Below are 14,572 nucleotides of genomic sequence, written 5' to 3'. Positions count from 1 at the left end.
GCAGGCTCAGGGATAGTCGATGGCGATGATGTACACCCGTTGCTCGCCGGTGGGGGCCATGACCCGGATCTCCGCATCCAGCGCCTTGCCGATCAGGGCCCGGGCCAGTGGCGAATCGATGCTGATCAGGTTCTGCTTGAGGTCCAGTTCGTCAGGCCCGACGATGCGATAGCGCGACTCCTTGCCGTCCTCGTCCTCGATGGTGACCCAGGCACCGAAATACACCTTGTTCAGGTCGCTGGGTCGTTCGCCGACCACCTTCAGGCTTTCCAGGCGCTTGGTCAGGAAGCGCACGCGGCTGTCGATCTCGCGGAGCATCTTCTTGCCGTAGGTGTACTCGGCGTTCTCCGAGCGATCACCCTGGGCCGCCGCTTCGCTCACCGACTGGGTGACCTGGGGGCGGCGCACATGCCACAGCTCGTGCAGCTCGGCGCGCATGCGGGCCTCGCCCTCGGGGGTGATCAGGGCGGTGCCGGCAGTGCGCGGTGGACGGTAACGACTCATCTGCAAACCCTTGGCGAAACAAGGCGTTGAGTCTATCAGCCCTCGCGCAGCACTGTCAGTGGGCTGACATTCAGTGCCCGGCGGGTGCCGAACACCCCCGCGCCGCCGACCATCACCGCGCCGATCAGCGGCAGCAGCAACAGCCAGGCATGGGGGTGCCACGGCAGATCGAAGGCGAATCGGTAGAGCACCCAGCTCACCAGTTCCGCGCCGAGGGCGGCGAGCAGGCCGCTGACCGCGCCGAGCAGGCCGAACTCGATTCGCCGTGCCTTGACCAGCAGTTGCCGTTCGGCCCCCAGGGCGCGCAACAGCGCACCCTGGCGGATGCGTTCATCCAGGGTCGCCTGCAAGCCGGAGAACAGCACGGCCATGCCCGCGGCGAGGACGAACAGCAACACGTATTCCACGGCGATGGTGACCTGCGCCAGGATGCTGCGCAGCTGCTCCAGCAGGGCTTCCACTTGCAGGATGGTCACCGCCGGGAAGGCCCGGGACAGCTCGACGATGTCCTTGTCGTGACCCGCTGCCAGGTAGAAGCTGGTCAGGTAGGTTGCCGGCAGGTCCTGCAGGGTGCCGGGCTGGAAGATCATGAAGAAGTTCGGCTGGAAGTTGTCCCAGTTGATGGTCCGCAGGCTGCTGACCACGGCCTCGCGGTTGACCCCGCCGACACTGAACACCAGGTGGTCGCCAAGCTTGAGCTTCAGGCTCAGGGCAACCTTGGTTTCCACCGATACGCCGGGAATGTCCCCGCTGGGCTTGTCCGGCCACCAGCTGCCGGCGGTCAGGCTGTTGCCGGGCGGCAGGTCGGCGGCCCAGGTCAGGCTCAGGTCGCGCTGGGTGGCGCGATCGCCGCCGGAATCCTTGCTGACGATCTCCTGTACCGGCGTGCCGTTGATGCTGATCAGTCGACCGGGTACCACCGGGTAGATCGGTGCCGACTGGGCCGCGAGTTGGATCAGGTGGTCACGGAAGCCGTCCTTGTCCGCCGGCAGGATATTCAGCGCGAAATAGTTGGGGGCGTTCTTCGGCAACTGGTTCTGCCAGGTGTCGAGCAACTCGCCACGCAACAGCGCGATCAGCGCCATGGACAGCAGGATCAGGCCGAATGCCAGGGATTGTCCGGCCGCGGCCAGCGGATGCCGGAGCAACTGGCCGAGGCCCAGGCGCCAGGGCAATGAGGCCCTGGCCAGCAGCCGGCGCAGGCTTTGCAGCCCGAGCAGCAACAGGCCGCCGAGCACCAGCGCGGCAATCACGCCGCCACCGAGCAGGGCGAAGGTCAGCAGCAGGTCCAGGCTCAGACGCCACATGATCAGGCCCAGCGCGAGCAAGGCGGCGCCATAGACCAGCCAGGTGCTGGCCGGAATTGGCAGCAGGTCCCGACGCAGTACCCGCAGCGGCGGCACCCGGCCCAGGGCGGCCAGGGGCGGCAGGGCGAACCCGGCCAGCGCCACCAATCCGGTGCCGATACCGGCGAGCGCGGGCATCAGTCCTCCCGGCGGAACGTCGGCGGGCAGCAGGTCATGCAGCAGATAGAACAGGCCCAACTGGGCGAGCCAGCCGAGCACGGCACCGCTGACACTCGCCAGCATGCCGAGGATCGCCAGTTGCAGGCTGAACAGGCTCATGGTTTCCCGGCGCGACAGGCCCAGGCAGCGCAACAGCGCGCTGGCGTCGAAGCGGCGGGCGGCGAAACGGCTGGCACTGAGGGCCACGGCAACGCCGGAGAGCAGCACCGCGACCAGGCTGGCCATGTTCAGGTAACGCTCGGCCTTGCCCAGGGCACCGCCGATCTGCTGGTTGCCGTCACGGGCGTCGAGCAGGCGCTGGTTTGGCGCCAGGCCCGGCTTGATCAACTCGTGATAGGTTGCCAGGGCGTTCGCCGAACCGCGCCACAGTTCGCGATAGTCGACCCGGCTGCCGGGCTGGACCACACCGGTGGCGTCCAGGTCGGCAAGGTTGATCAGTACCCGTGGGGTCAGGCTGTAGAAGTTGCCGGCGCGGTCCGGTTCATAGGTCAGGACCCGGGCCAGGCGCAGGCTCTTGACGCCGACATCGATGCTGTCGCCGATCTTCAGGTCCAGCGCGGTCAACAGCCGCGCCTCGACCCAGGCTTCGCCAGGCGCCGGCCCGCCGCCAGCGGTCTCGGCAGCGAAAGGGGCCGCGGCGCTCTTGAGTTCGCCGCGCAACGGGTAGTGCTCGTCCGCCGCCTTGATGCTCGACAGCTGGATGCCGGTGTCCGTGGCGATCACGCTGGAGAACTCGACCGCTCGCGCATGTGCCAGGCCCAGGTCGCGGCCGGTCTGGAGCTGTTCCGGGTGGGCAGCGGAGGTGCCGTCGAGTACCAGGTCGGCGGCGAGGAATTCAGTGGCCCGCAGCAGCATCGCACCATTCAGGCGCGCGCCGAAGTAGCCGATGGCGGTACTGGCCGCGACCGCCACCAGCAAGGCGAAGAACAGCACCCGCAGTTCGCCGGCGCGAGCGTCGCGCAGGAGCTGGCGGGTGGCGAGGCTGAACAGGCGCAACAGCGGCAGGCGTGCCATCAAGGCTCCAGGGGGCCGACCAGATGGCCGGCGTCAAGACGGATCAGGCGCCGGCAGCGATGGGCCAGGCGTTCGTCATGGGTCACCAGCACCAGGGTGGTGCCGCGTTCCTGGTTCAGTTCGAACAGCAGGTCGCTGATGCGCTCGCCGGTGTGGCTGTCGAGGTTGCCGGTGGGTTCATCGGCGAACAGCACATCCGGTTCGGCGGCGAAGGCCCGGGCGATGGCCACCCGTTGCTGCTCGCCGCCGGACAGTTGGCGTGGCGAATGGCTCAGGCGCTGGCCCAGGCCGACGCGTTCCAGCAGGTCGCGGGCGCGTTCGCGGGCATCGTCGCGGCCGTCCAGCTCCAGGGGCAGCATGACGTTTTCCAGGGCGTTGAGACTGTCCAGCAGCTGGAAGCTCTGGAACACGAAGCCGACGTGCTCGGCACGGATGCGCGCGCGCTGGTCTTCGTCCAGGGCGCTCAGGGCCCGCCCGGCCAGAGTGACTTCGCCGCCGCTGGGCAGGTCGAGACCGGCGAGCAGGCCGAGCAGGGTCGATTTGCCGGAACCGGAAGCGCCGACGATGGCCAGGCTGTCACCCTTCTTCAAGGTCAGGCTCAAAGGGTGCAGGATGGTCAGTTCACCTTCCGCGCTGGGAACCACTTTGCTAAGGTTCTGCGCGGTGAGAATACTTTCGCCCATGGAGAATCCGATGCGAGTGTGGTTTTTGAGTGCCGGCCTGGCCTTGATGTGCATGGTCCAGAACGCGGCGGCGGGTACCGTGCTGATCGTTGGCGATAGTATCAGTGCGGGTTTCGGCCTGGATACCCGTGTGGGATGGGTCGCCCTGCTGGAAAAGCGCCTGAAGGCCGAAGGTTTTGCCGACCAGGTGGTCAATGCATCCATCAGTGGTGACACCAGTGCGGGCGGCCAGGCGCGGCTGCCGACACTGCTTGCGGAGCACAAGCCGCAGGTGGTGGTGCTCGAATTGGGCGGCAATGATGGCTTGCGTGGGCAACTGCCGACGCAATTGAAACAAAATCTTGCATCAATGATCGACAAGTCTCAGGCGGCGGGTGCAAAAGTCCTACTGCTCGGGATGCAGATTCCACCCAATTATGGTCCGCGCTACACCCAGGCCTTCGCCCGGGTCTACAGCGAACTGGCGCAGGAAAAAAACATCGCGCTGGTGCCGTTTTTCCTCGAGGGCGTCGGCGGGCATCCCGAGTTGATGCAGGCCGATGGCATTCACCCGGCGCCCGCTGGTCAGGACAAGTTGCTCGATAACGTCTGGCCGAGGCTGAAACCGCTGCTTTGAGCTTTTCTAGCGGCGGTCTTTGGGCTAAGGTGGCGCCCCCGATTTGGAGCCCCCGATGCAGCGTCCCGCCTGGTCCTTGTTTGCCTACCAACTGATCGAACCCGACGAGCAGCTCGATCTGTTCGCCTGTCAGGAAGTGCGCGTGCACCTGGTCACGCGGCAGCTGGAACTGGGCGGTTCGGCCGATCGGACGCTGTGCGGCACCTTGTTGCCGGCCCAGCCGCGTTGGTCGGGGGTGGACCGCTCGATCTTTCGCGACCAGCGCCTATGCCCTCTGTGCCGGGCGATTCTCGAATCGCAAAAGCGTGGTACGCCACCGATCTGGCCGGAGCTGCGCTTCGAGTTGTAGGCGTGAGCTTGCTCGCGATGGACCTCAACGTTGCCGCGAAAAGCCTGATCCCCCGCGTTGCCCTGACTACCATCGCGAGCAAGCTCGCTCCTACACCACCGGCAACCTGTACCGTCGCTGTCTCGTTACGAATGTCCCGGCCTGCCGTCTCCCTTGCGGGCGCGGTGTAGGTGTACAATCGCTGTCTATTTACTTACGTCGATCATGCGAAGGATGTCCCGGATGTTGTCGCGCTTTCCCGCCGTTACCCGTTGCCTGTCTGTTGCCGCCCTCTGTGTGGTGGGTCCCGTCTCGGCGTTGGAGCTGCCGTTGCCACCAGCGGGCGAGGATATCGTCGGCCAGGTCCAGGTGATCAAGGCCAAATACGAAGATACCTTCGCCGACCTGGGCACCACCTACGACCTGGGCTATTCGGAAATGGTCGCGGCCAACCCGGGCGTCGATGCCTGGTTGCCGGGCGCGGGTACCGATATCGTCCTGCCGACCCGTTTCATCCTGCCGCCGGGACCGCGCGAAGGCGTCGTGATCAACCTGGCCGAGTATCGCCTGTACTACTTCCCCAAGGGGCGCAATGTGGTCTACACCTTCCCGCTGGGGATCGGTCGCGAGGGCTGGGGCTCGCCGGTCGCCCACACCACCATTACCGCCAAGATACCGAATCCAACCTGGACTCCGCCGGCCTCGATCAAGGCCGAGCACGCGGCCGAGGGTGATCCGCTGCCCAACGTGGTGCCGGCCGGTCCGGACAACCCGCTGGGCCCGTTCAAGTTCACCCTGGGCACGCCGGGGTATCTGATCCATGGTTCGAACATGAAGTTCGGCATCGGTACCCGGACCAGCCATGGCTGCTTCCGCATGTACAACAACAACGTGCTGGAAATGGCCGGCATGGTGCCGGTGGGCACTTCGGTACGGATTATCAACGAGGCCTACAAGTTCGGCGTGAGCGGCGGCAAGGTGTTCCTCGAAGCCCATACGCCGCTGGACGACAATGGCAATCCTTCGGTGGTCGACAAGCACACCGCGGTGATCAATGCGCTGCTCAAGCGTGAAGATCTGGCGAACAACCTGCGGGTCAATTGGGATGAAGTGCGTGACGTCGTAGCCGCCGAAGACGGCCTGCCGACGGAAATCGCGATACCCGGGGCACCGTCGATGGTGTCCAACGCGCCCGATCTACAACAGTAGGCGCGGCTCTGACGACCCGCCTGGGCCTTGCGGTCCAGGCGGGTTTTTTGTGCCTGGCGGATTTTTCCGATGAGCACAAAAAAGCCGATCCAGTAATGGATCGGCTTGATAACAACCCCGAAGGATTATTACTTCTTGCTTGCCTTAGTGAGCATACGCATAGCGCGCTCGTTAGCTTCATCAGCAGTCTGTTGTGCTTTTTGAGCAGCAGCCAGAGCTTCATCGGCATGGCGGTACGCTTCGTCAGCACGAGCCTGGGCACGAGCAGAAGCATCTTCAGTAGCAGTCAGACGAGCTTCGGTTTCTTTGGATGCGCTGCTGCAACCGGTGGCCAGAACTGCGGCCAGGGCCAGAGCAGAGAATTTCAGAACGTTGTTCATCGTGTTCCCCTTCAAGGACTTTCTATTAATAACCATCTCCCCAGAGTGGGGATATAGTCGGCGTACATACTACCCATTACTTGTAGTAAGTAAACTGACGTAGCGCAAGAAGCAAAAAAATTTTTTGGTAGAGAATATTTTCGGCTAACTTTTCATGATTTTGTATAAAAAATGTGCAGCAACAGGGCCGGATCCGGGTGCTTTGGACAAATCCGATCTGCACTAGTGTGCCAGGCATGTGGACTGTCGGCTGCTGATACACGCGTCTCGCTAGTGCGGCGAGTGACTCTTCGCTTCAACCGTCGCCAGGGCGGGGGAGGCATCTTTGCCAATTGAAAAGTGACTTTAAGAAGCACTGTTCGTCTCACAAAATAACATTCCGGCAATCTTCAGCCGCTGTTCAGGCTTTTCAGCGAAAGGGCCTGTTCGAGCGGGCTACCATGAGCCTGGCGGACCACATGACGAGCGTGTCTTGAGCAAGGAGAGCTGGGCGCCTACTATCTGTCGGGTGCCTACTTGTTCAGGAGCTTTCGGCTCTTCTCGTCGTCCAACCAGGCACGGGGTGGCGTAGTATTTTGTGATTATTTGGCTGTTGTGGTGATTTTTCCTACATGGCCAGGTGGTTCCTTCGCCGGAAAAACATGTAAGGTAGGGTCAGAATCCAAGACCCGCGAGGAGTAGCGATGAGCGAGGCGTTGTCCATCCACCATGACCAGGCAGGTCATCAATTCGAGACCAATGTGGACGGTCATCGTGCCTACCTGACCTATATGGACCTGGGTAAGCAGACCCTGGATATCTACCGCACCTTCGTGCCCAACGCCTTGCGCGGCCGGGGCATTGCGGCGGCACTGACCGAGCAGGCATTGGCCTATGCCGATCAGATGGGTTATACGGTGATTCCTTCCTGCTCCTATGTCGAGCGTTACATGGAGCGTCATCAGCGGCACGCCGCGAAGATCTGAGTGATTCCACACACAAGAACGCCGGGCAATGCCCGGCGTTCTTGTGTGTGCGTGCCTCGATCAGCCGCGCTGGCGCTTGGGCAGCACGTCCTTGAGTTTGGCGTGCATGCTGCGCAAGGTTTTTTCGGTGGTGCTCCAGTCAATGCAGGCGTCGGTGATCGATACGCCGTATTGCAGGTCGGCGAGGTCTTTCGGAATGGCCTGGCAGCCCCAGTTCAGGTGGCTCTCGACCATCAGGCCGATGATCGACTGGTTGCCTTCGAGGATCTGGTTGGCGACGTTCTCCATTACCAGCGGTTGCAGGGCCGGGTCCTTGTTGGAGTTGGCGTGGCTGCAATCGACCATGATATTGGCCTTGATCTTGGCCTTGGCCAGCGCCTGTTCACAGACGGCGACACTGACCGAGTCGTAGTTCGGCTTGCCATTGCCGCCACGCAGGACCACGTGGCCGTAGGCATTGCCCTTGGTCGTGACGATGGACACGCCGCCTTCCTGGTTGATGCCGAGGAAGCGATGCGGGCTGGATACCGATTGCAAGGCGTTGATCGCCACGGTCAGGCCGCCGTCGGTACCGTTCTTGAAACCCACGGCCGAGGACAGGCCCGAGGCCATTTCGCGATGGGTCTGGGATTCGGTGGTGCGCGCGCCGATGGCCGACCAGCTGATCAGGTCCTGCAGGTACTGCGGCGAGATCGGGTCGAGGGCTTCGGTGGCGGTGGGCAGGCCCATTTCCGCCAGGTCCAGCAGCAACTGGCGGCCGATGTGCAGGCCATCCTGGATCTTGAAGGAGTCATCCAGGTAAGGGTCGTTGATCAGACCTTTCCAGCCCACGGTGGTGCGCGGCTTCTCGAAGTACACGCGCATCACCAGGTACAGGCTGTCGGACACTTCGGCGGCCAGGGCCTTCAGGCGCTCGGCGTATTCGTGGGCGGCCTTGATGTCGTGGATCGAGCAGGGCCCGATGACAACGAACAGGCGATGGTCGGTGCCATCGAGAATATTGCGGATCACCTCGCGACCCTTGGTCACGGTGCGCAGAGCGGTCTCGCTCAGGGGAAGCTCACGCTTGAGCTGATCGGGAGTGATCAGCGTCTCGTTGGAAGCGACGTTAAGGTCGTTGATCGGTAAATCAGCCATCGTGTTACTCGTCAGGTCACGGGTGCCGGCCGCCAGCGATCCCCGCGCGGCGGAGCACAGCGGATTTGAGCGCGTCGGGGAGCGGAACCTTAGCGCGTTAGGCGGGGGGCGGGCAATGGCCTGGCGGGTTTAATCCGTGCGTAAAGTAGGTTTAATCGAGCAAAGCCCGCGCATAGGGGCGCTCCAGGCTGGCTCGGGAGAAGTCATCGGCGTGTTGCCGGACCCATTCCCGGGCGATGGCTTCGATGTTTTGCCGATCTTCGCTTTGTCGTTCGCGTGTTCGCTGGTAGCGTTCGATCTGGCAGACCTGCTCACCCATGCGGGCGCCGAACAGGATTTGCTCGTCGACAAAGGCAATGCCGACCCGGTAGCCGTGCTTGCGTTTCAGGCACCAGGCCACGTAGCCGGGATAGCAGGCGGTTTCACCAAGGCTGGGAATGCACATTCGCAGCGCCGAGCCTTTGCGCCAGCCGCGGGGCGAGTGGCAGGAGACACCACCCAGACTGATGCTGGCGAGTCGGTGCAGGGAAATGCAGGAATGTTCAAGCAGGGTCAATGTGACGGGAACGTCATCGGGATGAGGAAGAAAGCGCGCCATGAACAACGACTCCCCGCGTCGGTCAGTGGAAAAACTTTCAAACAGTATAGTGAACAGCCTGGAGTTGACGGATTTTGATATCGACCGGAGTCTATTGGACCTGCCGGGCGTTTCATTGCTGATTTTCACCAGTGTCGGCTGTGCCTCCTGCCGTTTCGCCAGGGAGGTATTGCCAAGCCTGGCGTTGCCGGTCGAACGCTTGTGCTGGATCGATGCCGGCCATAACGGCGGGGCGGTACAGCGTTACGAAGTGTTTCATCTGCCCGCGTTGTTTGTGGTCAAGGACGGCAGGTTTCACGGAGCGGTGCAGTCACGCTTGACCGTGAGCGAGCTTGCCGAAAATGTTCGGCGGGCCTTGAGTCTTGGACCAGAGGAGTTGCCATGACGGGTTCAGTCAGCCGGCCGCGTATCGGCATCATCGGTACCGGTGCGATCGGCGGATACTATGGCGTCATGCTGGCGCGGGCCGGCTTCGACGTGCATTTCTTGTTGCGCAGCGAGTTTGCGGTGGTGGCCGAGGGGGGCTTGCATATTGACAGTGCGGTTCACGGCCCCCTGCATTTGAAGGCGCCGCAGGCCTATGCTCAGGCCGCGGACATGCCCCCCTGCGACTGGCTGCTGGTGGGGACCAAGACCACCAGCAATGCCAGTCTCGCGCCGCTGATCGTCCAGGCCGCCGCGCCGGGGGCGAAGGTGCTGGTGCTGCAGAACGGCCTGGAGGTGGAGGACGATTTACGCGCGCGGTTGCCCGACTCCCTGCACCTGTTGGGCGGTTTGTGTTTTATCTGCGTGCACCGCGCGGGGCCCGGCGTCATCGTGCACCAGGCCTTCGGCGCGGTGAACGTCGGCTATCACAGTGGTCCGCTGTTGCATGCCGCCGCGGCCCGCCAGGCCCTGGTCGAGGAGACGGCCGGCTTGTTCCATCGGGCGGGTGTCGAGTCCCAGGCCATGGCCAACCTGCAGCAGGCGCGCTGGCAGAAGTTGGTGTGGAACGTGCCTTATAACGGTCTGTCGGTGTTGCTGCGGGCCAGTACCACGGCGCTGATGACCGATGACAGCAGTCGCGAGCTGGTCCAGGCGTTGATGACCGAGGTGGTGCGGGGGGCCCAGGCCTGTGGCCATGAGCTGCCGGCCGGCTATGCCGAGCAGTTGTTCAAGGTGACGGAAAAGATGCCGGACTACTGGCCGAGCATGTACCACGACTTCGTGTACAAGCGGGTGCTGGAGTTGGACGCTGTCTATGCCCGTCCGCTGGCCGCGGCGAGTGCCGCCGGTTGCGAGTTGCCGAAGATCCGCGCCCTGTATCAGGCCCTGGCGTTCATCGACGCGAACAATCACTGAGAAATAATGCAGCCCTGTGGGAGCCGGCTTGCCGGCGATTGCGATCTGACGGTCAACATGTTCGTCGCTTGGTAAACCGCTATCGCCAGCAAGCTGGCTCCTACAGGTTTCGTGGGAGGTTCAAGATCGTGCTCCTTCAAGGACGGGCAACGGGGCCGGCCCGACCAGCCGCGCTCCGCGGTCTTCGGGGCGCTGCTAAGCTCAACTGAGCTCCGCCATTCTGGCAATCGAGGAGGCCCCATGATCCGTTCGATGCTGTACGCCACCGACCTAGGTCTGTATGCCCCTTATGTCATGCAGCATGCCTTGGAGCTGGCACGAACTTTCAAGGCCGACTTGTATGTGGTGCATGCGGTCGAGCCCATGGGCCTGTTTGCCGAGTCGGTGTTGCAGAGCTATCTGGATGAGCAGGCATTGAACGAATTGCACAGCCAGGGTCTTAACACCGTGATGGCGACGATCGAGCAGCGGGTGCTGGACAGCTTTCGCGAGGAGTGCGCGGACGGACAGCAGGACCTGAGCATGATCCAGTCGGTCAAGGTCCTCCAGGGCGATCCCTCGCAGGTCATTCTCGAACAAGCCCGGACCCTCTCGGTCGATCTGTTGATTGTCGGCAGTCACAGCCATGGCGCCGGTGGCGAGGGGCACCTGGGGCGTACCGCCGCACGGGTTCTGCAGTTGGCCCAGGTGCCGGTTTACCTGGTGCCGCTTCTGCAACGCCGTCGCTATGGCGATATCTGAGCTGGAAAGTCAGCGGTTTGATAAAAAAGTTCTAGATTTATTCTTCAAACCATTCATATAGTTATATATCGCCGCAGCTGCCCGTGGCGTCTACCTGCTTTGAGGGATACATATGAAGCTTCAGCAACTGCGCTACATCTGGGAAGTGGCGCACCACGACCTCAACGTTTCCGCCACCGCCCAAAGCCTGTACACCTCTCAGCCGGGTATCAGCAAACAGATCCGCCTGCTCGAAGACGAGCTGGGGGTCGAAGTCTTCGCTCGTAGCGGCAAACACCTGACCCGCGTCACGCCAGCCGGTGAGCGTATCATCACCACGGCCGGTGAGATCCTGCGCAAGGTCGAGAGCATCAAGCAGATCGCCCAGGAGTTTTCCAACGAGAAGAAAGGCACCCTGTCGATCGCCACCACTCACACCCAGGCACGCTATGCCTTGCCGCCGGTGATCAGCAGCTTTATCAAGCAATACCCGGACGTGGCCCTGCACATGCACCAGGGTTCGCCGATGCAGATCGCCGAGATGGCCGCCGACGGCACGGTGGATTTCGCCATTGCCACCGAAGCCCTGGAGCTGTTTGGCGATCTGGTGATGATGCCGTGCTACCGCTGGAATCGTTGCGTGGTCGTGCCCCAGGGGCACCCGCTGGCCAAGCTGCCGAAGCTGACCCTGGAAACCCTGGCCGAATACCCGATCGTCACCTATGTGTTTGGTTTTACCGGGCGTTCCAAGCTGGACGAGGCCTTCAGCCATCGCGGCCTGACCCCCAAGGTGGTGTTCACCGCGGCGGACGCCGACGTGATCAAGACCTATGTGCGCCTGGGCCTGGGTGTCGGTATCGTTGCCAAGATGGCGGTCGACCCGGTGCTCGACAAGGACCTGGTAGTGCTTGATGCCAGCGAGTTGTTCGAATCCAGCGTGACCAAGATCGGTTTCCGCCGTGGCACCTTCCTGCGTGGTTTCATGTGCGACTTCATCGAGAAGTTCGCGCCGCACCTGACCCGCGAAGTCATGGCCAAGGCCATTCAGTGCCACAACAAGCAGGAGCTGGAAGAGCTGTTCGACGGTGTCGAGCTACCGGTGCACTGAGTCGCCCGAATGTGAAAAAGCCCCGACTGGTTCGGGGCTTTTTTGTCTGTGTTGGAACACAACCTTGAAGGCTACACACAACCTGGAGCCTGGCTTGTGGGGACGCCGCACCGCAGCGAAGCTTTTAGCGCCCTCAAGGACGCCTTCGCGAGCAAGCACTGCTCCTACAGGTTGCGTGTTGACCTTCAGCTCTTGGCGATCAGGTTGCCGGCGTGCAGGCCGCATTCCTTCTGTGTGGCTTCTTCCCACCACCAGCGGCCTTCGCGCTCGTGCTGGTTCGGCAGTACCGGACGGGTGCAGGGCTCGCAGCCGATGCTGATGAAGCCGCGCTCGTGCAGGCTGTTGTACGGCAGTTCGAGCATGCGGATATAACCCCAGATCTCTTCGCTGCTCATCTGCGCCAGCGGGTTGAACTTGTACAGGGTGCGCTCCGGGGTGGAGAAGGCGCTGTCGATTTCCAGTACCGCCACCTGGCTGCGGGTGCCCGGGCTCTGGTCGCGACGCTGGCCGGTGGCCCAGGCGCTGACGCCGGACAACTTGCGGCGCAGTGGTGCGATCTTGCGGATGCCGCAGCATTCGCCGTGGTTGTCCTTGTAGAAACTGAACAGACCTTTTGCCTTGACGAACGGCTCAAGCTCGTTGTGATCCGGCGATATCAGTTCAATATCGATCTTGTAGTGCTCGCGCACCTGATCGATGAAGCGGTAGGTTTCCGGGTGCAGGCGCCCGGTGTCGAGGCTGAAGACCTTGACGTTCTTGTTCAGTTTCCAGGCCATGTCCACCAGCACCACGTCTTCCGCGCCGCTGAAAGATATCCACAGGTCGTCGCCAAACTGGGCAAAGGCCAGTTTGAGGATGTCCTGGGCGGACTTGTTGGCGTATGTCGCGGCGAGTTCGGCGACGTCGAACGGTTGGCTCATCAGGCGGTTCCTAAAGTCAGTGGCGCTTTGCGCTCGAATAAGCCAATAGTAACAAAATCCGTCGGCAGCGGCCCCATGTCCGAACGCGGCCCCTTGTGGGCGCCGGCGTGCCGGCCGCATCGCCGGCAAGCGGGTTCCTACCGGTTTTGTGTTGTTCCGCGGGGCGCTCGGGGCTTCAGAGGTTTTGCAGGGTATCGAGCAACACCTTCACCTTGGTGATGGACTCCTGGTATTCCGCCTGCCAGTCGGAGTCGGCGACGATGCCGCCACCGCCCCAGCAGCTCACCTGCCCATCCTTGACCAGCAGGCTGCGGATGGCGATGGAACTGTCCATCTCGCCGCGCACATCCAGGTACAGCAGCGAACCGCAATACAGCGCCCGTCGGGTCGGTTCCAACTCATCGATGATCTGCATGGCGCGGATCTTCGGTGCGCCGGTGATCGAACCGCCGGGGAAGCTGCCGGCGATCAGGTCGAGGGCGTCGCGCTCGGCGGCCAGGGTCCCGGTCACGCTGCTCACCAGATGGTGCACATTGGGGTAGCTCTCCAGGCTGAACAACTCCGGCACCCGCACCGAACCGATCCGGCAGGTGCGCCCCAGGTCGTTGCGCAGCAGATCGACAATCATCAGGTTCTCCGCCCGGTCCTTGCTGCTGGCCAGCAGTTCGGCGGCGTTGGCCGCGTCCTCGCGGGTGTCGCGGCCGCGCGGGCGGGTGCCCTTGATCGGGCGCGTCTCGACCTGGCCCTGGCTGACCTTGACGAAGCGTTCCGGCGACAGACTCAGCACCGCGCCGTGCTCGGGCAGCGTCTGAAAGCCCGAGAAGGGTGTCGGGCAGGCGGCGCGCAGGGCGCAATAAGCGATCCACGGATCGCCCTGGCAGGTGGCGCGGAAACGTTGGGCAAAGTTGACCTGATAGCAGTCGCCGGCCTGGATATAGTGCTGGATACGTTCCAAGGCCTGGCGGTAGTCCTCGGCCGTGAGGTCCGCGCTCAGCGGACCGCTCAGGTGAAACTCGGCGCTGTCCTGGCCGGCCGGCTGGCTGAACAGCTGGATCAGCCGTTCGCGCTCGCGGGGTTCGACGCTGGGGTGGAAGACCAACTGGCTGCTGCCTTGCTGGTGATCGCTGATCAGTGCCCAGGCGTACAGGCCGAAGCGCGCATCGGGCAGATGCAGGTCATCGCGGGCCTGTTCGGGCAGGCTTTCCAGGTGTCGACCGAAATCGTAGCTCAGGTAGCCGATCAGGCCACCGGCAAAGGGCAGTTCGCAAGACCTGGGGAGCTGGGCGGCGCCGAGTCGGGCCAGGTTGTCCCGCAAGCGTTGCAGGAATGCCGCGCCACGTTCCTCCGGCAACACCGCCAGTTGCTCCAGCGGCCAGGCACTGAGCAGATCGTAGCGCCCACGCTCGGCCTCGGGGCGGCCGCTGTCGAGCAGCACGGCCCCGGGCGCATGACGAATCGCCGCGAAGTAATGAGCGGGATTGGCGTGATAGGGCAACGGATATACGGTGCAGGTCAACATGGGG

General features: G+C 63.0%; 16 protein-coding genes. 8 read left to right on the top strand and 8 right to left on the bottom strand.

The annotated features are described in order from the left end of the window. Positions 1-6 precede the first annotated feature (6 nt). Genes greB through PFEN_RS00740 form a run of 3 tightly spaced genes read right to left on the bottom strand, consistent with a single transcriptional unit; the run spans position 7 to position 3,727 of the window. Positions 7-504 (bottom strand): transcription elongation factor GreB, encoded by a 498-nt coding sequence (gene greB / locus PFEN_RS00750; protein ID WP_191485140.1) that lies wholly within the window; start codon positions 502-504, stop codon positions 7-9. A 35-nt stretch (positions 505-539) separates the two neighbouring features. Then, a complete protein-coding gene (locus tag PFEN_RS00745) occupies positions 540-3,044 on the bottom strand; it encodes an ABC transporter permease (RefSeq protein WP_191485139.1) in 2,505 nt (834 codons plus the stop codon). Beyond that, positions 3,044-3,727, bottom strand: a complete 684-nt coding sequence (locus PFEN_RS00740; protein WP_191485138.1) for an ABC transporter ATP-binding protein — start codon at positions 3,725-3,727, stop codon at positions 3,044-3,046. Before PFEN_RS00740 ends, PFEN_RS00745 begins: the two co-directional genes overlap by 1 nt. A 10-nt stretch (positions 3,728-3,737) precedes the next feature. On the opposite strand from PFEN_RS00740, the gene PFEN_RS00735 reads away from it, so the two are divergent. The 3 genes from PFEN_RS00735 to PFEN_RS00725 all read left to right on the top strand — a co-directional run bounded on the left by PFEN_RS00735 (position 3,738) and on the right by PFEN_RS00725 (position 5,880). After that, the gene (locus PFEN_RS00735) at positions 3,738-4,343 is read left to right on the top strand and encodes an arylesterase (protein ID WP_191485137.1); all 606 of its coding nucleotides are present in this window, start codon (positions 3,738-3,740) and stop codon (positions 4,341-4,343) included. 55 nt (positions 4,344-4,398) lie between these two features. Then, positions 4,399-4,692 (top strand): hypothetical protein, encoded by a 294-nt coding sequence (locus tag PFEN_RS00730; protein ID WP_191485136.1) that lies wholly within the window; start codon positions 4,399-4,401, stop codon positions 4,690-4,692. A gap of 222 nt (positions 4,693-4,914) precedes the next feature. Beyond that, entirely contained in the window at positions 4,915-5,880 is a 966-nt protein-coding gene (locus PFEN_RS00725) for a L,D-transpeptidase family protein (protein ID WP_191485135.1), read from the top strand. A 128-nt stretch (positions 5,881-6,008) separates the two neighbouring features. On the opposite strand, the gene PFEN_RS00720 is transcribed toward PFEN_RS00725, so the two are convergent. Next, complete coding sequence (locus PFEN_RS00720) at positions 6,009-6,260, bottom strand: Lpp/OprI family alanine-zipper lipoprotein (RefSeq protein WP_191485134.1); 252 nt, start codon at positions 6,258-6,260, stop codon at positions 6,009-6,011. A gap of 683 nt (positions 6,261-6,943) precedes the next feature. Between PFEN_RS00720 and PFEN_RS00715 the strand changes: the two genes are divergently transcribed. Then, complete coding sequence (locus PFEN_RS00715) at positions 6,944-7,225, top strand: GNAT family N-acetyltransferase (RefSeq protein WP_040065473.1); 282 nt, start codon at positions 6,944-6,946, stop codon at positions 7,223-7,225. A 60-nt stretch (positions 7,226-7,285) separates the two neighbouring features. On the opposite strand, the gene PFEN_RS00710 is transcribed toward PFEN_RS00715, so the two are convergent. After that, a complete protein-coding gene (locus PFEN_RS00710; RefSeq protein WP_191485133.1) occupies positions 7,286-8,362 on the bottom strand; it encodes a 3-deoxy-7-phosphoheptulonate synthase in 1,077 nt (358 codons plus the stop codon). A 151-nt stretch (positions 8,363-8,513) separates the two neighbouring features. Then, positions 8,514-8,960 (bottom strand): PilZ domain-containing protein, encoded by a 447-nt coding sequence (locus PFEN_RS00705; RefSeq protein ID WP_191485132.1) that lies wholly within the window; start codon positions 8,958-8,960, stop codon positions 8,514-8,516. Here PFEN_RS00705 and PFEN_RS00700 point away from each other — a divergent pair. The 4 genes from PFEN_RS00700 to cysB all read left to right on the top strand — a co-directional run bounded on the left by PFEN_RS00700 (position 8,959) and on the right by cysB (position 12,129). Further along, the gene (locus PFEN_RS00700) at positions 8,959-9,345 is read left to right on the top strand and encodes a thioredoxin family protein (RefSeq protein ID WP_191485131.1); all 387 of its coding nucleotides are present in this window, start codon (positions 8,959-8,961) and stop codon (positions 9,343-9,345) included. The two genes, PFEN_RS00705 and PFEN_RS00700, sit on opposite strands and share 2 nt — an antisense overlap. Further along, complete coding sequence (locus PFEN_RS00695; protein ID WP_191485130.1) at positions 9,342-10,301, top strand: putative 2-dehydropantoate 2-reductase; 960 nt, start codon at positions 9,342-9,344, stop codon at positions 10,299-10,301. Before PFEN_RS00700 ends, PFEN_RS00695 begins: the two co-directional genes overlap by 4 nt. 240 nt (positions 10,302-10,541) lie before the next feature. Next, complete coding sequence (locus tag PFEN_RS00690) at positions 10,542-11,042, top strand: universal stress protein (protein WP_191485129.1); 501 nt, start codon at positions 10,542-10,544, stop codon at positions 11,040-11,042. A 112-nt stretch (positions 11,043-11,154) separates the two neighbouring features. After that, positions 11,155-12,129, top strand: a complete 975-nt coding sequence (gene cysB, locus PFEN_RS00685; RefSeq protein ID WP_191485128.1) for an HTH-type transcriptional regulator CysB — start codon at positions 11,155-11,157, stop codon at positions 12,127-12,129. Positions 12,130-12,314: 185 nt separating this feature from the next. On the opposite strand, the gene PFEN_RS00680 is transcribed toward cysB, so the two are convergent. Continuing rightward, positions 12,315-13,049, bottom strand: a complete 735-nt coding sequence (locus PFEN_RS00680; RefSeq protein ID WP_191485127.1) for a phosphoadenylyl-sulfate reductase — start codon at positions 13,047-13,049, stop codon at positions 12,315-12,317. A 175-nt stretch (positions 13,050-13,224) separates the two neighbouring features. Continuing rightward, the gene (gene pabB, locus PFEN_RS00675) at positions 13,225-14,568 is read right to left on the bottom strand and encodes an aminodeoxychorismate synthase component I (protein WP_191485895.1); all 1,344 of its coding nucleotides are present in this window, start codon (positions 14,566-14,568) and stop codon (positions 13,225-13,227) included. Positions 14,569-14,572: the final 4 nt, after the last annotated feature.

This window comes from Pseudomonas sp. FEN (assembly GCF_904067045.1).
GTDB lineage: Bacteria > Pseudomonadota > Gammaproteobacteria > Pseudomonadales > Pseudomonadaceae > Aquipseudomonas.
Note: the sequence above shows the minus strand (reverse complement) of the source record. Positions and strands in the feature narration are given on the sequence as shown.